This window comes from Gemmata obscuriglobus, from assembly GCF_008065095.1.
Classification (GTDB): Bacteria; Planctomycetota; Planctomycetia; order Gemmatales; family Gemmataceae; genus Gemmata; species Gemmata obscuriglobus.
Genome location: NZ_CP042911.1, coordinates 8,884,930 through 8,908,368, shown reverse-complemented (window position 1 = coordinate 8,908,368; position 23,439 = coordinate 8,884,930). Strand labels below are relative to the sequence as shown.

Genomic DNA, 23,439 nt, shown 5'->3' with positions numbered 1-23,439 from the left:
TTTGCGGCGCCGGATCGCTTGTACTTACTTCTGACCAGCCGCGGCCTTCTCGAAATATTCCTTTGCGTTGTTCGTGTTGATCGTCATCGCGCCGGGCTTCCAGTCGGCCGGGCACACTTCGCCGTTTTTCTCGAAGAACTGGAGCGCGTCCAGCACCCGGATCGCCTCATCGACGCTGCGGCCCAGCGGCAGGTCGTTGATGGTGATGTGGCGGATGATGCCCTTCGTGTCAATCAGGAACAGCCCGCGGAGTGCCACCCCCGCGCCCTCGAGCAGCACGCCGTAGTCGGTGCTGATGGTTTTCGTCAGGTCGGCCACCAGCGGGTACTTGAGTTCGCCCAGGCCCCCCTTGGCGCGCGGGGTTTCGATCCACGCGAGGTGCGAGTACTGGCTGTCCACCGACACCCCGACCACCTGGCAGTTGCGCTTCTCGAACTCGGCGATCCGGTCGCTGAACGCGATGATCTCGGTCGGGCACACGAAGGTGAAGTCGAGCGGGTAGAAGAACAGGATGGTGTACTTGCCGCGGGTGCTGGACAGCTTGTACTCGTTAACGATCTGGCCGTTGACGACTGCCTTCGCGGTGAAGTCCGGGGCTTCCTTCGTGACCTGAGCCGGCATATGTGTCTCCGTTGGTGAACACAAAGTTGCGGGCCGCGCCGAAGCGGCCCTCGGAGACATCATTAGGGACCGGAAGGGGCGTTTCCAGCGGGGGCCGCGAAGGGAAGGCATCGGCCCGTCCGATGCGGGCCGGGAAAACAGGAAGCACGGCCCGAGGGCCGTGCTTCAAATGTGCTCCGTGTCGGGGAGGGGAATCAGTTGCCGCGTCGGCGCTTCACGAGCCTCCACCCGGCCGCGCCCAACCCGCCGATGCCCAGGAGCACCCCCGTTGCCGGTTCGGGCGTCGCGACCGGCCCGCCACCGCCGCCATTGTTCCCGCCACCGTCCCCACCGCCGCCATTGTTCCCACCACCACCGTTGCCACCGTCTCCACCGCCGCCATTGTTCCCACCACCGCCGTTGTCGCCACCGCCACCCGACTGTTCCTTTGTGCCCGGCCCGAGGCCGATGACCCACCAGCCGCCGTCGGGGACGGTCACGGTTCCGGTCCCGATCGGATTCGACGCAGCATCGGTGAGTGTGACGGTGAGGGCACGGGTGCCGTTGGTGTCCGGGTCGCCGAGGTTGGCGGTCAAGAGCGCCGCGTTCTCCGGGGGGGTGGTCGCGGTCGCGTCCGGGGCCGCGGTCGCGAGCCCTTGCCCGCCACTCGTTTGGCGCTTCAGAGCGTCGCTGAGGTCGCTGGGCTTGGCGCCGCCCGCGAGGTACGCGTAGCCGTCAGTGGTGGGCAGCACCACGGGAACCGCACCGCCGGTGAAAAAACTGCTCCCGCCGCCGGTAGTGGCTTCGACGTTTCCACCCGTCAATTGGGTCACCGCTATAGGCGGCGGTCCGTGCGGGGTCTCGAACCACAAGTCCTGGTACCCGGTCGCGGTGGACGACCCCGCCACGCCGGAGGCGATCGACACCCAGAACCCGTCGATCGTGTCGGCCGCGGCCGACGCCGGGGTCCCGAGACACGCGACGCCGACCACGACGATCCACGCCGTTGCTCGACGCATAAACCCACGCCCCTTCCTGAGAAGCCTTCTCTATCTCTCCCCGACGGCGCGGACATTAGCGACACCCCGTGGCGAAAAAAAGGTGAAGTTAGCCGCTCTGGATGACGGCCCCGGAAAGGGGGCATTGGGATTAATGCTTCAGCTTAAGGCAATTGGCGTTGGTTGTTCAGCTTGGAGGCGGGGGCACCGCCAGCACCGCTCCGATCGCCCAGCAGTGCGGGCCGTGGGCCGTGTCGTGCCGGCAGTGACGGAGCAACTCTTCGGCGTCGCAGCCGGCGTCCTGGAGCGCGTCCGCGAGGACCGGTAGTTGATCGAATGCGCTGCTGGGGCGGATTGCGTAAACGAGGTGCGTGACGGTCGTCGTGAGGGAGTGCGGTTCGACGGCAGGTGCAAAAGCGGGCAAGATGCCCGCGCTCCACAGAGAGTTGTCACTTCGCCAGGACCAGGTATCCGATGATCGCGGTGAGGACCAGAACGATGATCGCTAGCACCGGGGTCCAGTTGAACGGTTTCGGTTCTTCCCGAGGCGCGCGCGCTTCGACCCGCACCTTGTGCTCACGGCTACCCTTGGGTGGCGGGTACGCGCCCGAAGGGCTGTTGTAGCTGTAGGGCGGGGGCTTCGGGGCGGTGGAGGCTTTCGGGGCCGGGCGCCGGCCCAGGTTTCCGGAGGAAGTGGGGCCGGGGGCCGCTGCTTCGCGGTATTCGACCGTTTCGTCGGGGTTGGGGGTGCGGGCCGCCGGGACCGCGACCGGGGCGGGGGTGACCACGAGGTCGCGGAACTCCGGCACGCTCGCGAGCGGGGTGAACTGCCCGTGCTTTGTGCGGCTCACCAGCACTTCCGACGGATCGCCGAGCAGGCTGTCGCGCAGCGCGTTGCGGATCCCCTCCGTGCTGCCCTTTACCGTGTGCGGCTTTTCGTTCTCGTCGCGGTACACCAGATACCACACGTCGGCCCCAGGTGCGGGCTGGCCTTGCTGGTTCGGGTTTTGCTGGGACGGTCGGCTCTGGCCGGTCAGGTCCTCAAGGAACTCGCGGCAACTCGCCGGGCGCTGGGCCGGTTCCGCACTCATGGCGCGCCGGATCGCCCAGTCCACGCGGTCGGAAAGGGCCGGGTTCAGCTCTTTCGGGGTGCGGAACTCGTTGCGGATTTTGCGCATCCAGCAGTCGAGCGGGCTGGCGTTGTCGAACGGGACCACACCCGTCACCATCGCGTACAGGGTGGCGCCCAGGGAGTAGATGTCGCCGCGCACGTCGACCGTTTTGGCGTTCCGGAACTGCTCGGGGGCCATGTAGTGCGGTGTGCCCAACCCGCGCCCGGTGCGGGTCAGGTTCAAATCGCCCTCGACCTCCTTAACCAACCCCATGTCGGTGAGCTTCGCCACGCCCTCTTTGTCCACGAGGATGTTGTCGGGTTTGACGTCGCGGTGTACCAACCCTTGCTTGTGCGCCCGCTGGAGCCCGTCGCACACCTGTGCGACGAGCCGGACCGCCTCTTCCTCGGCGTACTTACCCTTCTGCTCAATGCACTGGCCGATCGACAGGCCGTCCACGAACTCCATGACCAGGAACGGGTGCGGCGGCGCGCCGCTGTAGTCGAGGGCCCGCACGACGTTCGGGTGGTCGAGCACCTTGGCCGCGAGGAACTCGCGCTCGAACCGTTGGAGCAGGATCGGGTTTTTGGCGGTGGCCGGCGCGATGACCTTTATGGCCACAACCTCGCCCGTGGCGCGGTTGCGGGCCTTATACACGGTGCCCATCCCGCCCTCGGCGATCTTCGACGTAATGTCGTAGTTGCCGAGTTGCTGCGGGACCGGCGGTTCGACTGCCATGTGAGCGCTCCGGCCGTAAGCGCCGGTAGGGATCGGCGCGCGGATTAGTTTACTTATAGCTCAAATGTGGCCGCCGTGCGCGGCCGTCGCGCACGACACGCCGCCGGTTCCCTCACTGTGACCCGAACCCGACACGTGGTCGCGCAGGCGCGTTCTGCCCGGGGTAGAATACCTGAAAGGTTCACCTCGGGCGCCACATAACCGGTAGGACCGCCACCGCCTTTCCAAGTTTCCGAACTCCCGCTGTTTGTGGACGTTCCGCGCTTGTCAAGGTCCGTGTTGTCCGGCAGAATCGCAGTCTGGAAGCGCGTTTGAGCGCCTTTCACAGAACTCAACCTTGGGCCGCCGGGGACTCGCGCCCGGCCCGTGCAGGGACACGAACGCCATGAGACTGTTCGGCATCCTGCTGGTGTTCTTGACCCTCGTCGCCGGGGTTGCGTACGTCTACTTCGGCGCGCAGGACTACAAGGGCCGCCAGCAGCTCAACGCGGCGGGGCTCCGCCACGTGCTGGTTTTGCGCGGCATGCCGCTCGACGGCGACCGGTTCGCCCCGGACAACGAGACCCCGTTCGTCGCGGCGATGGGCGGCGGCCAGCAGACCAGTACGGTCGGCAAGGCCCTGCTCGACAAGCACTTCGCCGACATGGCGAAGGCGCCGGCCAACGCCGGGGCCAAGGGCGGGCCGCCCTCCGGGCTCGCCTCGACCGAAGCGGTGGTGAGCCAGTCGGCCGAGGTCTTGCGGGTCCACGGCATCGTGAAGGCCGAGTTGGGCGCGGCCCCCGAGGCCGCCCAGCGTGTGGCTGCTGTGCTGAAGCGGCTGCTGCTCCAGGCGGAGACGATGGACGAGCGGCTGCTGTTTCAGTCGCTCGCCGCGCCGGCCGGTGCCGACGGCAAGCCGAAGACCGCGGAGCAATACGCCGCGGACGCGGAGCAGCTCGTTCACCTGTTGGACCGCAAGTTCTACCGCGTTGCGCCGAAGCTGTACGATTCCGAGTCCGGCGCACTGGCTCCCGCCAAATGGGGCGAACTCAAGAAGAAGATGGACGAGGCCGCCGGTAACCCCGACGCGCTCGCGGCGATCAAGCCGGCGGCGCCGACCGACGAGGGCGACCGACGCGACCGGATCGCTCAGCTCCTGGTTCACCTCGATCAGGACAGCGCGTGGCAGCAGCGGGTGGCGACAGTGGTCGGGCTCCGGCACTATGTGCGTGCGATCGCCAGCCAGGCCGTTCGCTTCCGGCTGATGCGCGAGCAAGTGGACCAGCCGATTATGGCGGACCAAGCGGTGTTTCAGCTCCGCAACGATGTGCTGCTGAACGAGACTCGGCACAGCCTGGACCGGGCGCGGACGGTTTCCCAAGAGCGGGCCAAGCTGGACGACGCGAAGGCCGCGGCGGACGACGCCGTCAGCCGCCGCCGGACGCAACTGAGGGACCTGGGCGCCCAACTGGAAAAGGTTCGGGCCGAGGTCGACCAGTCGCTGGTGCGCCAAAGTAACATCGAGAGGCAGTTGTACGAGATCCAGCGCGAGGTCGCGCTGACCCTCGACGAGGTGTACCGGCTCGAGGCCCTGCTGGTGGACGTCGAGCGCGAACGGTACGGGCAGCCGCCGTCCGCCCGGCCCTGATCGCGGGGCGGGTTGTTGGCTGGTGTTAGAGGTGTTTCGGGTGCGGCACGGGCTTTCGACTGTGCCGGGATCGATCGGGACGAGGCATTCACCGGGCCAGGTGCGACCATGACGGCAATCGGCAAGCTGTTGGCCTTCCTGCTCCTCGTCGTCGGGCTCACGATGATGACGTGGGCGGTGGGCGTGTACGCGCAGCGCCCGACGTGGTTCAACCCGGTCCCGGAAGGCGGGGCGGAGAAGGGCGAAGGGGCGGCCGGCTACGCCGAGCTGAAGGCCGAGATCGACTCGCTGGGCGAGGCCGCGAAGGCGGCCAGCGGGCTGTGGGGGGAGACCCTCAAGTCCCTGGAGGCGCACGAGCGGTTCCGCGCGAACCGGCGCAACGGGTACGCCCAACTCATCGAGTACGCGCACAAGGGGAACCCGAAGGACCTGATCGATCCCGCGAACCCGAAGAGCGGTAAGGGCTTTTATCTTCCGGTCGTGGACCCGAAGACCCGGCTGTACGATCTGAGCTTCGACGCCGCCGGTCGGCCCAAGGGGGAGGCGGTCCTGGGGAGCGAGGTGGGCGCCGACGGCAAGGCGCTGCCGCTGCCGGGGCTCGACGCGTTGACCAACTCGGTGTCGGCCGACACGCAGCGCATCGAGTTGCTGACGAAGGAGATCACCGACCAGCGCCGGCTGTACGACACCCTCAGTGCCGAGGTGCTCGCCACTGAGAAACGGCTGGTGGCCATGAATACGATCCGCGACAGCGTCCAGGCCGAACTGTTTTTCTTGGACACGTTCGAGGTGGATGTGTTCGAGACCCGGGAGACGGTGCAGCGGCGCGCAAGCCAGTTGCGCGGCCGGTTGAAACTGCTCGGCGTTTCGAACCCGTGAGAACAATGCGTTCCGGGCTCCGGGTTCCCAGGCTCGTGCCGCGCGTCGTGGGGCCGTAGTGCCTCCCGCGCGTCGGCGGCCCCGGGCCGGACCCGGTATCTGGAATTCAGCACTCGGGACTCACACCGCGGGAGGGCGTGCGATGAGTTGGCTCGGCAAGATCCTGACGTTCCTGGTTCTCATCGCCTCCGTCGCGTGGATGGCGCTGACGCTCAACGTGTACGTCACGCGGACCAACTGGAAGGCACGGGCCGATGCGGCCGAAAAGGCGCTCAAGGAGAGTGAGACGAACCGCCGCACCGAACTGAGCACCAGCGCCGCCGAAGTGGCGCGGATTGCGAACCTGTTGAGCGCCGAGCGGAGCCGCACCGCCGACCTGGACAAAACGATTGCGGATCAGTTGGCCAGCAGCAGCAAGAGCGACGAGGACTTTCGGAAGTGGACCACCAACCACGCCGCCGTCGAGCAGCGCGAGCGGCTCCTGGTGGCCCAGCAGAAGGCCACGCTGAGCGAACTCGAAGACACCCGCAAGCGCAACACGGTACTCGAGAACGACCGGGTTCAGTTGGTGCGGGACGCGGAGAACGCTAACCGCGAGCGGCTCCGCGCCGAGAACGACGCCAAACTCGCGCGGGCGATCTCCGACGAAAACGTGGCCCGGGCCGCGTCGCTCCAGGCCCAGCTCTCGGAGCTGAGGCAGTCCGGCGGCGGCGGCGGTGCGGCGACTGTACTTCGTTCCGTCGATAAGGCCCCACCACCGGTCCCGGAAAACGTCCGCGGCACGGTGGTGAGCGATCTCGCGGGTAGCTTCGTCGAAATCAGTGTCGGCCTTGATGCCGGCGTGACACCCGGGGCACGTCTGGACGTGTTCCGCGAGACTAATGGCGGCCGGTATTTGGGCACCCTGGTGGTAACGAAGTCGGCGTACCCGAAGAACGCCGTGGCCGAGTTCCGCCCGGCCCGCCAAGTGCCCGTTTCACAACTAAAGCCTGAGGAGCTGCCCCGCAAGGGCGACCAGGTGAGCATCGTTGGTGACCCGCGCCCGAACCGCTGACCGCGCACCCTAACGCATTACGGAGGCCGCACCAATGGCCCGAAAAAAGGATCGCGACCGTGACCGTGATGATGACCGCCCCCGACGGCCAGAGCCGGTGAAGCGAGACGGCCCGTACGTGGTGATGCTGTTCATCACCTTTATGGCCGTCACTATCGGCTGCGTGCTGCTGTACCTCGATTTCAGCGAGTACGGCGGCAAGTCGGCCCCCTCGACGCCGGTTCCGGCGGTGCTGAAGCTCGGCGAAGCGGCACCGCCTGCGACTGCGGGAGCGCCCGCGGCCGCGCCGAAGGGCAGCGACACTCCACCGGCTCCGTAATTCGGCACGCCGCCTTCGCTGTGCTGGTTATCGCCCTGCGGCTGCTCCCAGTCGGTCGCAGGGCGATAACACACTTACAGCGCGCGGAACATCACCAGCGCGTCGACGAATCCCAACTCTTTGTGCTTGAACGCGAGCGGCAGGCGCCCGACTGTTGCGAACCCACACCGCTCCCATGCGCGCACCGCAGCCGCGTTCGTACCCACCACGAAGTTGAACTGCATCGCAGTGAACCCGAGCCGTCGGGCCGTTTCCAGCGAGTGCTCGCACATCGCGACCGCCAGCCCGCGCCCGCGGGACTCGGGGGCGACCATATACCCCGCGTTCGCCACGTGGCCGCCGCGGCCCGGATAGTTCGGGCGGACGTAGTATGTCCCGGCAAACCGCGACTCATCTTCACAAACGACGCAAACGGCGGGCGGGTCGAGCCACAGCTTCCGGGCGACGGCTTCGGGTGTCGATTCGTCGTAAGCGAATGCGTCCCCGCTCGCTGTCACGCTCTGAAACAGGTGCCACACGGCAGGCCAGTCGGCTTCAGTCGCTTCACGTAGGATCATTGTTCGTCAGCGGCGATCGGTAAGGGGCGAAGACTTGCTCACGCCCTGCGACAAAAAGCCACCCTCCTTTGGAACGCTCACCTGCGGAAAAGGTACGGGCGAAACAGATGATACACCGCCTCGCGAGGCGGTGTAAACTGTCCCCCGCTGCCCTGTTACCCGGAGGTCCCATGCTCTCACGCCGCCAGTTCCTCGCGACCGCATTCGCGGCTGTCGGGGGACTCCGCCCCCAACTCGCCGGGGCCATCGACCCGATCAAGCGGCCCGGCGCTCAAACCGATCTCAAGCTCAGCCTCGCCGCGTACAGCTTTAACAAGTTGCTCGACCTGAAAAAGCCGTCGATGGACCTGTTCGAGTTCATCGACCTCGCCGCGGGGTTGCCGCTCGATGCGGTCGAAATCACCTCCTACTACTGGGCCGAAACGACCGACGCGTACGCCGAAAAGCTCAAAGCGCATGCGGAGAAGAAGAAACTCGCGATCTCGGGCGTGCCGGTCGGTAACAACTTCTGTGTGGCAGATGAAACGAAGTACCGGGCTGAGATTCAGAAGGTGAAAGACTGGACCGCACGGGCGGCGAAAGTGGGGGCGAAGACGGTCCGCATTTTCGCCGGGAACCTGGAGAAGGGCGACACGCTCGAAGCGGTCCAGAAGCGCGTGGTCGCTGCGATCGAGGAGTGCTGCGCGGTGGCAGAGAAGCACGGGGTCGTGCTCGCGATGGAGAATCACGGCGGCATCACCGCGACCCCGGACCAACTGCTCGCACTGGTGAAGCCGGTGAAGAGCGCGGCGTTGGGCGTGAACATCGACACCGGTAACTTCAAGACCGCGGACCCCTATGCGGACCTAACCAAGATCGCCCCCTATGGGGTGGTGTCACAGGTGAAGACCGAAGTGTTCCCCGGCGGTAAGCGCGAGGACGCCGACCTCGCAAGAGTGGTAAGGATCCTGAAGGACGCGAACTTCCACGGGTACGTCGCGCTTGAATACGAGGCGAAGGACGATCCGAAGGTCGCGGTGCCGAAGTATGCCAGAGAGTTGCGCAAACTCATCTCAGGCTGAGAAGTTCAAAAGGCAGAGGATTGGCCACAAACAAGCACAAAGGGCACAAAGGAAAACTGAAGACAAATAGAAGCGTTTCAAATTCACTTTTCTGTCTTCGTCTTTGGTTTTCTTTTGTGCCCTTTGTGCTTGTTTGTGGCCAATCCTCTGATGACTTCGCCCTTTGTGCTGCCAGCCCTGCCTTTATTGCAGTTCCAGCGCAGCGAGCAGCATGTCTTTCACCTGCGTCATCGGGACGCTGGCGGCGGGCATGGGGCCGTGGCCGATGAGGATGGGCCGGTCCAGCGGGTCGGCCGCAGCCAACCCGTGGCTGCCCCGCACGACGCCCGCGTCGAGCGGCACAACGTCGAACGTCGTGCGGAACCCCAGCTTCTTCTGGACCAGCTTTCGGGCCGCGTGCAGCTTGGGGAACCGGAACCTGGGGTCGAAAAATAGCTCGCACGGGTCGAACCCTGGTTTGTGGTGGATCGCCACGGCGCGGGCGTAGTCGGGGGCCTCGTCGTCGTCGAGCCAGAACGGGTACGCGAACCACGCGTCCGGCTCGGCGAGCAGCACCAGCGCTCCGCTCCGCTGGTGGTTCAGCCCGATCTCGGCGATCTCCTCGCCGGCGAGCAACTTGGCGACCCCGGGCACCTCGGCCAGCACCGCCCGGACGCGGGCCAGTTCCGCCGGGTTGCGGAGGTACACGTGCGCGACCTGGTGGTCCACCACCGCGAACGCCCGCGACCCGTACAGGTCGAGCTGTTCGCCGAACGGCCCGGGGCGCACCTCGAGTAGCTCGGCCTCGCGCAGGGCGCGGTTCAGGTACACCGGGCGCGACACATCACAGTGCCCGTACTCGCTCACAACCCAAATCTGCGCGCCCGCCTCCTTCGCGGCGTCGAAGATCGGCGCGCACGCGTCGTCGAGTTCCTTCACGCACGCCCGCATGTCGCACCCGCTCGGGCCGAACCGCTGCGGGTCGTAGTCGAGGTGCGGGAGGTACACGAGCGTGAGGTCGGGCTTCTCGAACTGGAGCACGTTGGCTGCCGCGCTGGCGATCCACTCGGTGGCCGGCAGGCCGGCCATCGGCCCCCAGAACGACGGGAACGGGAACGGGCCGAACACGCGCTCCAGCCCCTCGGCGACGCCGGGCGGCGTGCCGGCGATCCCGAACGCCTTATCGCCGTTGACCGCGTAGTGCGGCTTCGGGGTGACGGAGATGTCCACCGCGGCGCCCTGGTTGAACCACCAGAACAGCTTCGCGCTCTTGAACGGCACCCCGCGCTCCGCGGCCCGCCGCCGGGCCGTCTCGTACACCGGCTCGGCCTGCACCAGCCGGTTGCACTGCTGCCAGAACCGCACCTCGTTGGTGCTGTTGAACAGCCACCCGTTGGCGACGACGCCGTGCTTGTTCGGCAGTGTGCCCGTCAGCAGCGTGGCCTGCGCCGTGCAGGTGACCGCCGGGAGCACCTCCGGCATGTCCATGTACCAGCCGCCGTCCGCGAGCGCCTTCAGCCGCGGGGCGTGTTCCAGCAGCCGGGGCGTGAGGCCGACGGCGTTAATCAGTACGATGGGTGGCATCCGGTCACGCTATCAAGGCGGACCCCGGCCGCAAAGTGCGGGGCGGCTCTCATCAGTCGGCGAACAGAGATCACACGAATGCAACTGCGACAACTCGGCCACTCGGACCTGAGCATCACCCCCATCGGGTTCGGCGCGTGGGCCATCGGCGGCGGGGGGTGGGCGTTCGCCTGGGGCGCCCAGGACGACGCCGAGAGCGTCGCGACCATCCGCGAGGCGCTCGACCTGGGCGTCAACTGGATCGACACCGCGGCGGTGTACGGGCTCGGCCACTCGGAAGAGGTGGTCGCGAAGGCCCTGGCGGGCGTGCCGAAGCGGCCGTACGTGTTCACCAAGTGCGCCCGCGTGTGGGACGAGAGCCGGCAGATCGGGAAGCGTCTGACGGCCGACAGCATCCGCGCCGAGTGCGAGGCCAGCTTGAAGCGGCTGAAGGTGGACGTGATCGACCTGTACCAGATCCACTGGCCCGAGCCGCCGGAGGACATTGACGAGGGCTGGCAAACGCTCGTGAAGCTCAAGGAGGAGGGCAAGATCCGCTGGGCCGGCGTGTCCAACTTCAGCGCCGAGCAGATGGCCCAGGTGTCGAAGTTCGGGCCGATCACCTCGCTCCAGCCGCCGTACTCCATGATCCGGCCGGAGGTCGAGGAGAGCATCCTTCCGTACTGCCAGGCGCACAACATCGGGGTGATCGCCTACTCGCCGATGGCGAGCGGGCTGCTCACCGGGGCCATGACCCGCGAGCGGGTCGTGGCCATGCCCGCCGACGACTGGCGCAAGGAGAAGAACCGCCACTACCAGGAGCCGCTGCTGACGCGCAACCTGAACCTCGTGGACCTGCTGAAGACGATCGGCGCCCGGCACGGGCGCGCACCGGGCGCGGTGGCGATCGCGTGGGTGCTGCGGCACCCGGCCGTTACTGCGGCGATCGTGGGGGCGCGCCGGCCGGGCCAGTTGAAAGAACTGCTCGGCGCCGCCGACTGGCGGTTGACGCCCGCCGAGATTGGTGAGATAGATGTGTTCCTGAAAGCGAACCCGGCCTGACCCGCGGAGGCGAACATGACGGTCGTGACGATCGCGGAGGCCCGCGAGCACCTTCCCGATTTAATCCGGCGCGCCGCCGCGGGCGAGCAGATCGTGATCGCGGACAACGGCACGTGGCTCGCTTCGCTCGGCGCGGCTCCGCAGGTGGCGCCCGGAATGGACGAAACCGAGCGCCAGCGCGTCCTGGACGAGTTCGAACGCAACATCGCCCGATGGCACGCGGAAGACGGGCTGCCTTACCCCCCCGAATCGCTCCCGCAAGGGCGGCCGCTGCCGGAGTCGCCCGCCGCATGATTTTCCCGACGTCCGCTCCGGCGAGCGCTCCGCCGGCGTTTGTTCTCCACACGTCCGTCGCCGCGGACTGGGGCATCCCGGCGCGGTACACCATCTACTCCCACCGCGTTCGTTTTCGATTGGCCGCCGGGACGGCCGCGGTCGTTGCCACGGGCTGGCCGCTTGAATTAGCCGAGGAACTGCTGGCGGCGGTCCGTCGAAACGACACGAACTGGCTCCGGACGGACGGCGTTTTTGTGGCGCTGCCGGCCTACCGGATCTACCTCGACGAACGCGCCCCGCACCTGGCCTGGCCCGAAGTACTTGATCTCGCTCGCACCTACGGCCTTCCGGTTCACGAGGCGGCGAGCCTCGAACTTGCCTTGCGCACCGCTCTCCCGCTCGCGACAACCTCTCCCGCTCTCCTCTCCGCCGCGGCGTCGGCCGCGGTTCCGGTCTTCACCCCCTGACCCGTTCCCCGGTGCCTCATGCCCCGCTGGTTCGCACTCGCGCTCGCACTGGTCTTCGCCCCGCAACCGCTGTTCGCACAGCCCGCGGCCCCGCCGAAGCCTCTCGCGGGGGCGGAACTCAAGGACCACATCCGCGCCAACTACACGAAGTACGAGTACCAGATTCCGATGCGCGACGGGGTCAAGCTGTTCACCACCGTTTACGTTCCGAAGGACGACGCCAAAACGTACCCGATGATTCTCACCCGCACGCCGTACAGCGTGGCGCCCTACGGCCCGGACAAGTACCCCGACGCGCTCCGCCCCGGCGCGCTGTTCGTCCAGAGCGGCTACATCTTCGTGCAGCAGGACGTGCGCGGGCGGTGGATGTCCGAGGGCGAGTACGTGAACGTGCGCCCGCACAACCCCGCCAAGAAGGGCAAGGACATCGACGAGTCCAGCGACACCTATGACACCGTCGAGTGGCTCGTCAAGAACGTGAAGGGGCACAACGGGCGCGTGGGGATCACGGGCATCTCGTACCCCGGCTTCTACACCGTGTGCGGGATGATCGACGCCCACCCGGCGGTGAAGGCCGTCTCCCCACAGGCGCCGGTGAGCGAGTGGTTCATCGGTGACGACTTCCACCACAACGGCTGCCTGTTCCTGCCGCACTGCTTCAACTTCATGTCCGGGTTCGGCAAGGCGCGGCCGGAGCCGACCAAGAAGTTCAGCCGCGACCGGTTCGACCACGAGACCCCCGACGGGTACAAGTTCTTCCTCGATATGGGGCCGCTCAAGAACGCCGACGCCAAGTACTACAAAGGCGAGATCGCGTTCTGGAACGAGGTGATGGAGCACGGCACCTATGACGGGTTCTGGAAGGCCCGCAACATCCGCCAGCACGTCAAGAACATCCGCCCGGCGGTCTTGACGGTCGGGGGCTGGTTCGACGCCGAGAACCTGTTCGGGGCGCTGGAGGTCTACAAGCACGCGGAGGCCAACAGCCCGCCGCCGAACAACCACCTCGTCATGGGGCCGTGGGACCACGGCGGCTGGAGCCGCGGCACCGGCGACCACCTGGGCGACGTGCGGTTCAACTCCAACACGAGCGAGTTCTACCGCGAGAAGATCGAGTTCCCGTTCTTCGAGCAGCACCTGAAGGGCGACGGCAAGAGCACGCACCCGAAGGCGTGGGTGTTCGAGACCGGGACCAACGTGTGGCGCAAGTTCGATGCCTGGCCGCCGAAGGCCGCCGAGAAAACCGCTTATCAATTCTTCGGCAAGGGCGAATTGGGAACACCCGGGCACCTTCCTCACCCCCTGTCGGAACCGTTCGACGAGTTCGTCAGTGATCCGGCGAAGCCGGTGCCGTTCGTCAACAAGACCGATGTCGGCATGGTGCGCGAGTACATGACCGCCGACCAGCGGTTCGCGGCCACGCGGCCGGACGTGCTCGTGTACCAGACCGAGGCGCTGAAGTCCGATCTCACCCTCGCCGGGCCGGTCGAGGTGGAACTGTACGTCTCCACGACCGGCACCGACGCCGACTGGGTGGTCAAGGTGATCGACGTGTACCCGGACGATTTCCCCGATCTCGACCCGAACCCCACCGGCGTGAGAATGGGCGGCTACCAGCAGCTCATCCGGGGCGAGCCGTTCCGCGGCAAGTTCCGCAACAGCTTCGAGACGCCCGAGCCGTTCAAGCCCGGCGAGGTCACGAAGGTCAAGTTCACGATGCCCGACGTGTTCCACACCCTGCGCCCCGGGCACCGCCTCATGGTGCAGGTGCAGAGCACGTGGTTCCCGCTCGTGGACCGCAACCCGCAAACGTTCTGCGACATCTACAAGGCCGACGCGAAGGACTTCAAGAAGCAAACGCACCGCGTGTACCGCGACGCCGAACACCCTTCACGGGTCACCGTGGGCGTGATAAAGTGACCCGCGTTCCGCACAACCAAACCCGGGAGTGAAGTTCGCCCATGATTATCATTTTCGGTGAGAAGTCGTACGGGAAGGTCGATCGGGTGCCCGGGGTCTGTTACGTCGTCACCACCTTCGCGCACCTGAACTACCTTCCCCTGTTCCCGCTCCGCTCGTACATCGTGATCGAGGGCACGGAGAGCGGGGGCGAGTTCCGCGGGAAGCAGATCGGCGTCAGCCTGAAGTCGATGATCGCGGGCTACGCGCGGGTGTGGATCGGGGCGCTGACGATACTCGCCGGGATCGGCGCCGGTGCCGAATTGAACCGGGCGCTCCTGGCGCGACAAATGGACGGCGCGCTGCTGCTCGGGCTGATCGCCGCCGGTGTCCTCGGGCTGCTCTCGTTCTTCGTCAACGGAAAGGTCGGGGCCGGGTTCCAGGTGGCCGCGCACGTCGTTTCGGTGGTGATGTGGTTCGTACTCAGCGGCGGGGCCGCGAACCGCAAGGCCGCCGACGCGACAAACTTCGGACTGTTCTTGCTGTTCGTTGCGAACGTCGGCCTGCTCCTGTTCGGCCTGACGCGGCTCTTCGATCATGCTGGCGCTGAGCGGAAACGCGAACTGTTCAACCAGCTCGGCGTCGAGGTTCCGGACGATGAAGAAGAAGAGCCGCGCGAGAGTAGGTGGGAGGAGTGGGACGCGAGCGAGGATCGCCGGCGTCGTTAAGGCACACGTGCGGCTGCGCTGTGTGATGAAGGTCGTGTTTTGCGTGTGGTCCGCTCGCTCCGCGAGCGGTAGCCACATCGCGCAAGGGCCATTGGATGTGGTTAATTGCATGCGCGAAGCACCGCTCGCTCCGCGAGCGGACCACACTCAAAACACCGCACGACGCGAGGACCGTGTCCGTAACTTGTCGGCTCACGCCAGCACACCCTTTACCACCTCGCCGTGAACGTTGGTGAGCCGGCGGTTGATGCCGTTGTGGTAGAACGTCAGCTTCTCGTGATCGATGCCCAGCAGGTGCAGCACGGTGGCGTGGAAGTCGTGCCACGCCACCGGGTGCTCGCTCGCCTTCCAGCCGATGTCGTCGGTCGAGCCGAACGCGGTTCCGGGCTTGCACCCGGCGCCCGCGAGCCAGCAGGTGAAGCCGTACTTGTTGTGGTCGCGGCCGGTGCCCACCACGTTGCCGGCGCTCTGCGTGAACGGCGTGCGGCCGAACTCCGTGGTGAAGAGCACGAGCGTGTCCTTCAGCATGTCTTTCTGCTTCAGATCTTGGATCAGCGCCGCCACGGGCCGGTCGATGCGCGCCGCCTCGGCGCCGTGGTTCTCCAGCACGTTCTCGTGCGCGTCCCAGCTCGTTCGTGGCGTGCCTGCGATCGGCCCGCCGCTGTAAACCTGTACGAACCGCACGCCCTTTTCCAACAGCCGCCGGGCGAGCAGGCACCGCCGCCCGCAGTCAGCGGTTTTCGGGTCGTCGAGGCCGTACTGCGATTTCAACTTCGCCGACTCTTTCGAGAGGTCCGCGACCGCGGGCACCGCGAGTTGCATCTTGGCGGCCAGGGCGTAGCTCTGCATCCGCGCCGCGAGCGCGTCTTCGTTGCCGCTCCTCTGAAGGTGAAGCACGTTCAGAGCGTCGAGCGCGGCGCGTGAGGCGCTTTCTTCGCCCGCCGGTATTGGCTTTTCGGGGAAGAGGTCACGCACGGGCGCGTCGCCGCCGCGAAAAATGACGCCCTGGTGCTGGGCCGGCAGGAACCCGCTCGACCAGTTCGACGCGGCCCCGTTCGCGTCGCCGCGGCCGTCGGGCAGCACGACGAACGCGGGCAGGTCTTCGGCCTCGCTCCCGAGCCCGTAGGAGAGCCACGCGCCGAGCGCCGGGTAGCCATTGAACTGGAACCCGCTGTTGAGCACGAATAGCGCCGGAGTGTGGTTCGCGCTGTCCGCGGTCATCGAGTTGATGACCGTGAGTTCGTCGGCTACGCCGGCGAGGTGCGGGAACAGCTCGGACACCCACAGCCCGCTCTTCCCGCGCCGCTTAAACTCCCAGTCGGGCTTGCGCAGCAGCCCGACCTGTCCGAAGAACACGTCCGGTTTGGTGTCGCTCGCGAGCGCCTTCCCGTGCAGCCGCGTGAGATCGGGCTTATAGTCGAACGAGTCGAGATGGCTCAACCCGCCGACGAGTGAAATCTGGATCGCGCGCTTGGCCTTCGGCGCGTGGTGCGGTTTCGCACCCGCGAGTAGGTGAAGCGCCGCGGTTGCCCCAAGGGCCGACGCGGAGCAGAAGAAGTCGCGGCGGTTCGGAAGCATGGCTATTCTCGCTTCACAGTGAGGCGCACAGCGTTTCGCTTGGCGGGACTGACTGCTCCCGCAAGGGCACCAGGAGCGTCACTCAATGGTCACAAATTCGTTGCTGTTGAACAGCACACGGCACAGCGCCTTTAATCCGTGGTCGCCGACGAGCTTCGTGGCGAGCTTCAACTCTTCGGGGGTTGGGGCACGTTGGTAGGTTAGCGCCCACGCGCGGCGTGCCTGGCCCTCGGTTCCGTTCGCCTCTTTGGCCACACGATCCGCAAGCGCACCGGCGGCCCGGAGCGCGAACCCGTTGTTCCACAGTGCCAGCGCCTGGAGCGGGGTAGTTGTGGTCGCGCGGCGCGGCGCCGCTGCGGCCGGGTCAGGGCAATCGAACGTGTCGAGCAGCCCCAGGTTCGCACCGCGGGGGGTGAACCGGTAGACGCTGCGGCGGTGGAACTCCGGCCCCACCGGGTCGAACGGGTCGAAGTACGCAGTGCCGTTAAAGTCGCGCGTCTTGTAGTCGCTGAACCCCTTCCCGCCCACCGCCGGGTTCAGGAGCCCGCTGGTCGCGAGCATCGCGTCGCGCACCGCCTCGCCTTCCATTCGGTGCGGGCGATAGCGCCATAGCAAGCGGTTGTCCGCGTCCTTCGCGAGCGCGTCGTTGCGCGGCGCACTCGCCTGCCGGTACGTGGCCGATGTCACGATCAGTTTGTGCAGCGCCTTGAGGCTCCATGCGGCGCCGCTCTTGCGGTCGGGGTTCGCCAAATACGCCGCGAGCCAGTCGAGCAACTCCGGGTGCGACGGTCGGCCGCCGTTGAAACCGAAGTCGTTGGGTGTCTCGACGAGCCCCGTTCCGAAGTGGTAGTGCCAGATCCGGTTCGCGATGACCCGGGCGAACAGTGGGTTACTCGGGTGCGTGATCCACTCCGCGAGCTTCTTGCGGCGCTCGGCGTCGGGGGCGTCGGGAGCGAGACCGAAGTCGGCGCTGGGGCCGAGCGCGGGCAGCCCTCCGGGGGGCACGATCGCGCCGGGGCTCGCCACGTCGCCCCGGGCCAGGAACCGCGTCGTGCCCGGCGGTTGGGGCACGTTGGTGTACGCCTTCGCGTTCACCACCCGGGTCTTGAGTTGCGCGAGGTCCGTTGCGAGCCGGTCGCGCAACCGGGCCGCCTCGGCGCGGGCGGCCCGTTGTTCGGTTGTGAGCTTCGCTTCGATTTCGGCGGCTGTGGCGAACGCGGCCCCGGCGCCGAACGACGCGGCGACTTCTTCCGCCGACAGCGCCCGGTCGTAGAGCCGGGCCGCACTGACCGCGCCCGCCAGCATCCGGTTCCCGCCCGCCGGTTCGTGTCGGCACCCGAACACGATTATGGCCTTATCGGCCTTGAACGTGACCGGCTCTCGCGAGACGTAGCCTTTGCCGTACCGTTTCCCGTTGCGGTAGCCCGTGACGGTCCCGTCGGTGGCGAACGTGATGGCGACGTGAACCGGCTCTTTTGTGGCGTCGGTTTCTTCCGGGCCGCCGAACGACTTGTACCGCACGAACCCGTTGCTCCCGGCCATCCAGCGCCCGGGCTCGTTCTCGCCGAACACGATCGCGTCGAACTCCGCCCCGTCGGGCGTTTCAACGGTCATGATGCCTCCACCGCGCTGAGCGAGTGAGTCCAACCGCACCCAGGCTTCGATCGTTTTGGCGCGCAGCTCGAATGGGATCGGGGGCGTGCGCAGCAGCCCCGTCTTGCCGTCGAAGGCCGCGCCGGCGGGCGCGAGCGTTGTCCCGCCAACGGGTTTTGCGTGGAGCGTCCCGATGAGATCCACGCCGCCGCTTCGGAAGTCCCACGCCGCGACCGGCGCGGGAGCGGCCCGTCGCCCGGCTCCTTTCGCCGCTAGAGTGGCCGCACGGGCCGGTTCTTCGATGGCGGTCACTTTTGCAATGGCATCGTCGAGCTGCTGTTGGAGCCGGGCGATTGCCGCACGCCCCTTCGGATCGGGCAAGCCGCGCTCGCCGAACCCGACCCCGCCGAGCGCGGCCGCGAGCCGGTAGTAGTCCGCTTGTGCGACGGGGTCGAACTTGTGGTCGTGGCACCGCGCGCAGTTCGCCGTTAAGCCCAGGAACGTCTGCGCGACCCCGCCGACGATGTCCTCCAACTCGTCCTGCCGCGCGACTGCGCGCATCTGATCGTTGCCCAGAACGGTGTTGTGGACCCCGGCGACGAGGTAGCCCGTGGCGCGGGCCGCCTCCGGGTCGTCGGGGCGGAGTACGTCGCCGGCGAGTTGGAGCTTGGCGAACTGGTCGTAGGGTAGGTCGGTGTTCAGCGCGCGGATCAGCCAGTCGCGGTAGTGCCACGCGTTCGGGCGCGGGGTGTTGCGCTCGAACCCGTCGCTCTCGCCGTAGCGCACCACGTCGAGCCAGTGGCGCGCCCAGCGCTCGCCGTAATGCGGCGAGGCGAGCAGCCGGTCGATCACCTTCTCGTAAGCGTCGGGGGCCTTGTCGGCGACGAACACGCTCACCTCTTCGGGCGTCGGAGGTAACCCGATGAGGTCGAAGTACGCCCGGCGGATCAGCGTCCGGCGGTCGGCTTCCGGTGAGAGCGAGAGCCCCTTCTCGGCCAGCTTCGCAGTTACGAAGTGGTCGATGCCGTTTCCTGCGGCCGGGACAGAGCCGGTCCGGATCGGTTGCAGCGCCCACCAGTCGCGGCCGGCGCGGGACGAGGTGGTGAAGCGGAACGGGTCGATGGGGTCGGTGCCCCACTTCGCCCCGCCCTCGATCCACTCTTTGAGCAGCTTCTGTTCGGCTTCGGGTAACGGTTTCTTGGGCGGCATCTCGCCCGCGGCGACCCGTTCCCAGAGGGAACTGCCGGCGGGCTTACCGGGCACCACTGCCGGCGCCTCGCCGCCGAGCACCGTGCCCTTGCGGGACACGTCGAACCCGCCCTTGGGTTTGTCCCCGCTGTGGCAGCTCAAGCAGCGGGACGCCAGCACGGGCGCAACGTGGGTGTCGAAGTCGGGCGGGGCGCTGCGACCGGCGCGCGTCGCGCACAGCAGCAGGCACAGGGAGAGCAGGCAGCGCATGGCGCCTCCGGCAAAGGCGGGGGCGCCATTCTCCCCCACCCGCCGCCCGGAATCAACGCCCCGGCGCCCAACTGGTCCAACGGGCCGGCGGGTCCCACGCCGGGGCCAGCTTCAGATAGCGGTTCAGGTAGGGGTTCAGCGAGTGGTCCATGAACAGGTCGCGCGGGTACGTCGCCGACGGGCGCGCCGTGCGCGGGTCCAGCAGGCCCGCGTACACGCACGCCTCGGTCACCAACTCGCTACAGAAGTAGCTGTCGTGGCCGATGCCGTGGGGCTGACCCACGAAGAACGTGCGCACCGGGCCGCGGGTGCGGAACGGCGTGAGCTGTCGCGCCAGCCGCTTGATGGCGAACTCGCGCCCGTCCACGGCCAGCGCGAACTCGGTCAGCCGGGCCGACTGCTCGGGCGTGAGCGGGCACGCGCGGCGCCGCACCCACACGCGCCCCTCGTTCTCGTAGGAGAGCATGTGCGGGAGGGCCTCCAGCACGCGACACTTCAGCGTGTCGTGCGGCCCGCCCTCAATGATGCCCATTTTCCCGTCGGGCATCTGGAACACGATCATCGAGTGCGTCGGGTGGCTGGTGCCCGCGAGGTTGTGCATCGTCTTCCAGAACAGGGAGCCGTCGGCGCTCAGCACGATGTCGCCCGGCTGCGGAACGTACTCGCGCACCGGGGTGCGGAGGATGTGGTCCTCCTGAAACGCCGGCTGCCACAGGAACGATTGGGCCGGTGCGGGGCGCCCTGCACCGACGAACGCCAGTTGCGCGACCCGCTCGCGCATCCGCTTCTCGACCGGCTTCAGGTAGAACGGCACCCGCCGCGCCGCGACGTCGGGCGGGGTCAGGGGGGGGGCGCTCGGGTACGGGTATGGCGCCGGGTCGGCGCCGATCGCGCAGAGGGTGACCAGACAGAGCGGCGTCATACCGGAAGCTCCTGTGCGCGCAGCGCCAGAAGAGTATCGGGCACAGGTCGCGGCCGTTTCGCGCGGTTCCGCGCCGCGGGGCCTTCGAGACTCGCGGCCGGGCCTGATATTCCGGTTGTAGCGACATGGCCTCGCGCGCTTTTCGACATGTGGCCCCCGCATTCTTTACCCAGGCGGTAGGATATTCCTAGTTACCCCAACCTGAATCCGGCGACGCCGGGCCAACGGTTCTGCCGTGTTCCCCTGCGGACCAGGGGCGACGGCTGCCCGCGCGTCCGTTGGCCCGCGACGACCGGACCGGCCTATTCCGAGGTTCCCACCCGATGCGCACCCGCCTTGCGAGCGCCGGCTTCGTCGCCGCGCTCGCCCTCCTCACCTCCCGTGCCGACACGGCCGGCGCGAAGCAGCCGGCCCCGCCGCCCCGGAGCGTCTCCAAGCTCGGCGACCTCAAGAAGTACGACGACGTTATTACCAAGGACTTCACGACCTCACCGGGGGTGTTCGCGGTCCACCGACACGAGGACAAGTTGTATTTCGAGATCCCACAGGACAAGCAGGGCCGGCTGCTCCTCTGGCGCGCCGAGGTCGCGAAGGGGCCGGGCGGCGGCATGGGCGGGAGCTGGGGCGGCGCGGACCTCGGGCACACGGTGCTGAAGTTCGAGCGCCGCGGCAACAAGATGTACCTGTGGAAGGTCGGGTTCTCCAAGCGGTCCGACGGCAAGGCCGTGCAGGCGGCCATCGACGCCAGCGCCACCGACGCCATCGTCGCGGTGTTCAACGTGGAGTGCGAGGGCAAGGACCGGGCCGCGGTCGTCAACGTGTCGGACACGTTCATCCTGGGGCTGACGGACCTGCCCATTACCCGCGCGGCGGGGGTGAGCGGGGCGAGCGTGGACTCCTCGCGCTCGTACCTGTCGGAGGTGAAAGCGTTCCCCTCGAACATCGAGGCCCGCGCGACGATCACGTTCCGCGCCAGCGGCGGCGGCTCGCCGTTCGGCGCGCCGGGGCTGGGCGGCGGGGCGCGGAGCGTCACCGCGCTGGTCCACCACAGCCTCGTGCTGCTGCCCGAGGCGCCGATGCAGGGGCGGCTGTTCGACCCGCGCGTCGGGTACTTCACCGAGGAGTTCGCGGACTACGCGCACCCGAAGAACTGGGCCGTTTCCCGGGAGTACATCACCCGGTTCCGGCTCGAAAAGAAGAACCCGAACGACGCCGTCAGCGAGGTGGTGAAGCCGATCACCTTCTACCTGTCGAAGGAGATCCCGGAGAAGTGGCGGTCGTACATGAAGCAGGGCGTCGAGGACTGGGCGCCGGCGTTCGAGAAGGCCGGGTTCAAGAACGCGATCGTGTGCCGGGACGTGCCGACCCGCGCCGAGGACCCCAACTTCGACCCCGAGGACGCGCGACACTCGGTGATCCGCTGGGTGGCCGAGCCGGTGCAGAACGCGATGGGGCCGCACGTCCACGACCCGCGGTCCGGCGAGGTGATCTCGGCCCACATCATCTTCTGGCACGACATCGTGAAGACCTGCCAGACGTGGTACTTCGTGCAGTGCTCGGCGGTGGACCCGAAGGCCCGCAAGTTCCCGCTCCCCGACGAGACCACCGGGGCCATGATCCGGTACGTGTGCGCCCACGAGGTCGGGCACACGATCGGGCTGCGGCACAACCACCGCGCCAGCCAGGCGTACTCCGTGAGCCAGCTCCGCGACCCGAAGTTCTGCGCCGAGCACGGGAGCGTGGCGTCGATCATGTCCTACGGCCGGTGCAACTACGTCGCGCAGCCCGAGGACAAGGTGGACCCCAAGCACCTGCTGCCGAAGCTCGCGCCGTACGACTACTTCGCCATCGAGTGGGGGTACAAGCCGATCCCGTCCGCGAAGACCCCGGACGAGGAGCGCAAGACGCTCGACGAGTGGGCCGCGAAGCAGCTCACCAACCCGTTCCTGCGGTTCGGCGGCGAAGACGGCCCGTCGTCCGTGGACCCGACGGTGCTGACCGAGAACATCGGCAGCGACCCGGTCCAGGTGACCGCGCTGGGGCTGAAGAACCTCGACCGCGTCGCGGGGCACCTGCTCGCGGCGACCACGGAGAAGGGCGAGGACTACTCGCTGCTTGAGGAGGTGTACGGCGACATGCTCCAGGCCCGGCTGGGGTGGTTCGGCGCGGTGGCGAAACAGGTGGGCGGGGTGGTCGAGAGCCGGACGCTCGGCGGCCGCGGCGGGGAGGCGTTCTCGCGCGTGTCGAAGGAGAAGCAGAAGGAGGCAGTGAAGTTCCTGCTCGACCACGCGTTTACCACGCCGACCAAGCTGCTGGCCCCGGGGCTGGTGAACCAGTTCAAGTTCAGCGGGACCGGTTCGGACGTCTCGAACCAGCAGCGGCTGCTGCTGCGCAGCCTGCTCAGCCCCGTCCGGCTCGCACGCCTGACGGACGCGGAACTGCTCGCCCCCGAGAAGGCCTACACCGCGGCGGAACTGGTCGCCGACATTCAGGACGGGGTGTTCTCGGAACTGAAGGCCGATGCGCCCAAGATCGACCCGCTGCGGCGCCAGCTCCAGCGGGCCTACCTCGACACGCTGAAGGCGGAGTTCGCGCCCCCGGCTGCGGCGGCCACGCCATCGATTCCGGGACTCAGCACGGGGTCGGCCGGCCCGCGCCCGGCGAGCGAGCTGCGGGCCGTGGCTCGGCAGTCGCTGGCGAAACTCGGTGAGCAACTGGAAGCGGCCGAGGGCAAGGCACAGGACCCGCTGACGGTGGCGCACATCGCGGACCTGCGGAGCGAAATCGTCGCGCTGCTCGCCGCGGACAAGAAGAAGTGACTCACCGTTTTGACACGTGAGCCGACGCGGTAGCGGTGCGCAACAAACACACCGCCACCGCGTCGGCGGCTCAATGCGCGGCGGCAGAGATCGGCAACAGCGAACGCACAATTCGCAATGCCGCGTAGCGCTCAAGCCTTGACGCCCGAA

At 67.5% G+C, this 23,439-nt stretch carries 20 protein-coding genes; 11 read left to right on the top strand and 9 right to left on the bottom strand.

Annotation, left to right across the window (positions count from 1 at the left end; translation table 11 throughout):
• Positions 1 to 24: 24 nt before the first annotated feature.
• From GobsT_RS37005 to GobsT_RS36990, 4 genes are all read right to left on the bottom strand, one after another.
• On the bottom strand, positions 25 to 621 hold the full coding sequence (locus GobsT_RS37005; RefSeq protein ID WP_010045659.1) for a peroxiredoxin: 597 nt from the start codon (positions 619 to 621) through the stop codon (positions 25 to 27).
• A gap of 194 nt (positions 622 to 815) precedes the next feature.
• A complete protein-coding gene (locus GobsT_RS39190) occupies positions 816 to 1,619 on the bottom strand; it encodes a PEP-CTERM sorting domain-containing protein (RefSeq protein ID WP_010045663.1) in 804 nt (267 codons plus the stop codon).
• Between the two features lie 166 nt (positions 1,620 to 1,785).
• Positions 1,786 to 2,022: a hypothetical protein gene (locus GobsT_RS36995; RefSeq protein WP_081471828.1), complete on the bottom strand. Its 237-nt coding sequence runs from the start codon at positions 2,020 to 2,022 to the stop codon at positions 1,786 to 1,788.
• Positions 2,023 to 2,047: 25 nt separating this feature from the next.
• Positions 2,048 to 3,448, bottom strand: a complete 1,401-nt coding sequence (locus tag GobsT_RS36990) for a serine/threonine protein kinase (RefSeq protein ID WP_010045666.1) — start codon at positions 3,446 to 3,448, stop codon at positions 2,048 to 2,050.
• Positions 3,449 to 3,833: 385 nt separating this feature from the next.
• Between GobsT_RS36990 and GobsT_RS36985 the strand changes: the two genes are divergently transcribed.
• The 4 genes from GobsT_RS36985 (at position 3,834) to GobsT_RS36970 (ending at position 7,327) form a co-directional block, all read left to right on the top strand.
• Positions 3,834 to 5,075, top strand: coding sequence for a hypothetical protein (locus GobsT_RS36985; protein ID WP_010045669.1), 1,242 nt, complete (start codon positions 3,834 to 3,836; stop codon positions 5,073 to 5,075).
• Positions 5,076 to 5,183: 108 nt separating this feature from the next.
• Positions 5,184 to 5,954 (top strand): hypothetical protein, encoded by a 771-nt coding sequence (locus tag GobsT_RS36980; protein ID WP_010045671.1) that lies wholly within the window; start codon positions 5,184 to 5,186, stop codon positions 5,952 to 5,954.
• A 142-nt stretch (positions 5,955 to 6,096) separates the two neighbouring features.
• Complete coding sequence (locus GobsT_RS36975) at positions 6,097 to 7,008, top strand: hypothetical protein (protein ID WP_010045673.1); 912 nt, start codon at positions 6,097 to 6,099, stop codon at positions 7,006 to 7,008.
• Between the two features lie 34 nt (positions 7,009 to 7,042).
• Positions 7,043 to 7,327: a hypothetical protein gene (locus GobsT_RS36970; protein ID WP_010045675.1), complete on the top strand. Its 285-nt coding sequence runs from the start codon at positions 7,043 to 7,045 to the stop codon at positions 7,325 to 7,327.
• Positions 7,328 to 7,401: 74 nt separating this feature from the next.
• Here the strand turns inward: GobsT_RS36970 and GobsT_RS36965 are convergent, their stop codons facing one another.
• Positions 7,402 to 7,884 carry a GNAT family N-acetyltransferase gene (locus GobsT_RS36965; RefSeq protein ID WP_010045677.1) on the bottom strand — a complete coding sequence of 161 codons (483 nt, stop codon included), beginning with the start codon at positions 7,882 to 7,884 and terminating at the stop codon, positions 7,402 to 7,404.
• Positions 7,885 to 8,054: 170 nt separating this feature from the next.
• Between GobsT_RS36965 and GobsT_RS36960 the strand changes: the two genes are divergently transcribed.
• Positions 8,055 to 8,945 (top strand): sugar phosphate isomerase/epimerase family protein, encoded by an 891-nt coding sequence (locus GobsT_RS36960; protein WP_010045679.1) that lies wholly within the window; start codon positions 8,055 to 8,057, stop codon positions 8,943 to 8,945.
• A gap of 183 nt (positions 8,946 to 9,128) precedes the next feature.
• On the opposite strand, the gene GobsT_RS36955 is transcribed toward GobsT_RS36960, so the two are convergent.
• Positions 9,129 to 10,508 (bottom strand): alkaline phosphatase family protein, encoded by a 1,380-nt coding sequence (locus tag GobsT_RS36955; protein ID WP_010049954.1) that lies wholly within the window; start codon positions 10,506 to 10,508, stop codon positions 9,129 to 9,131.
• A 78-nt stretch (positions 10,509 to 10,586) separates the two neighbouring features.
• Here GobsT_RS36955 and GobsT_RS36950 point away from each other — a divergent pair, with 78 nt between their 5' ends.
• Genes GobsT_RS36950 through GobsT_RS36930 form a run of 5 tightly spaced genes read left to right on the top strand, consistent with a single transcriptional unit; the run spans position 10,587 to position 14,919 of the window.
• Positions 10,587 to 11,549: an aldo/keto reductase gene (locus GobsT_RS36950; RefSeq protein ID WP_010049953.1), complete on the top strand. Its 963-nt coding sequence runs from the start codon at positions 10,587 to 10,589 to the stop codon at positions 11,547 to 11,549.
• 15 nt (positions 11,550 to 11,564) lie between these two features.
• Positions 11,565 to 11,843, top strand: coding sequence for a type II toxin-antitoxin system Phd/YefM family antitoxin (locus GobsT_RS36945; protein WP_010049952.1), 279 nt, complete (start codon positions 11,565 to 11,567; stop codon positions 11,841 to 11,843).
• A complete protein-coding gene (locus GobsT_RS36940) occupies positions 11,840 to 12,292 on the top strand; it encodes a PIN domain-containing protein (RefSeq protein WP_010049950.1) in 453 nt (150 codons plus the stop codon). Before GobsT_RS36945 ends, GobsT_RS36940 begins: the two co-directional genes overlap by 4 nt.
• Before the next feature lie 18 nt (positions 12,293 to 12,310).
• Complete coding sequence (locus GobsT_RS36935; RefSeq protein WP_010049948.1) at positions 12,311 to 14,212, top strand: CocE/NonD family hydrolase; 1,902 nt, start codon at positions 12,311 to 12,313, stop codon at positions 14,210 to 14,212.
• Between the two features lie 41 nt (positions 14,213 to 14,253).
• Positions 14,254 to 14,919, top strand: coding sequence for a hypothetical protein (locus tag GobsT_RS36930; protein WP_010049947.1), 666 nt, complete (start codon positions 14,254 to 14,256; stop codon positions 14,917 to 14,919).
• Between the two features lie 192 nt (positions 14,920 to 15,111).
• Here GobsT_RS36930 and GobsT_RS36925 read toward each other — a convergent pair whose 3' ends face one another.
• The 3 genes from GobsT_RS36925 to GobsT_RS36915 form a co-directional block, all read right to left on the bottom strand.
• Entirely contained in the window at positions 15,112 to 16,497 is a 1,386-nt protein-coding gene (locus tag GobsT_RS36925) for a DUF1501 domain-containing protein (RefSeq protein ID WP_109571375.1), read from the bottom strand.
• Between the two features lie 78 nt (positions 16,498 to 16,575).
• Positions 16,576 to 19,548, bottom strand: coding sequence for a DUF1553 domain-containing protein (locus GobsT_RS36920; RefSeq protein WP_010043977.1), 2,973 nt, complete (start codon positions 19,546 to 19,548; stop codon positions 16,576 to 16,578).
• A 52-nt stretch (positions 19,549 to 19,600) separates the two neighbouring features.
• The gene (locus GobsT_RS36915; RefSeq protein WP_010043975.1) at positions 19,601 to 20,470 is read right to left on the bottom strand and encodes a hypothetical protein; all 870 of its coding nucleotides are present in this window, start codon (positions 20,468 to 20,470) and stop codon (positions 19,601 to 19,603) included.
• 323 nt (positions 20,471 to 20,793) lie between these two features.
• Between GobsT_RS36915 and GobsT_RS36910 the strand changes: the two genes are divergently transcribed.
• Positions 20,794 to 23,289, top strand: coding sequence for a zinc-dependent metalloprotease (locus GobsT_RS36910; protein WP_010043973.1), 2,496 nt, complete (start codon positions 20,794 to 20,796; stop codon positions 23,287 to 23,289).
• The last annotated feature ends 150 nt before the right edge of the window (positions 23,290 to 23,439 follow it).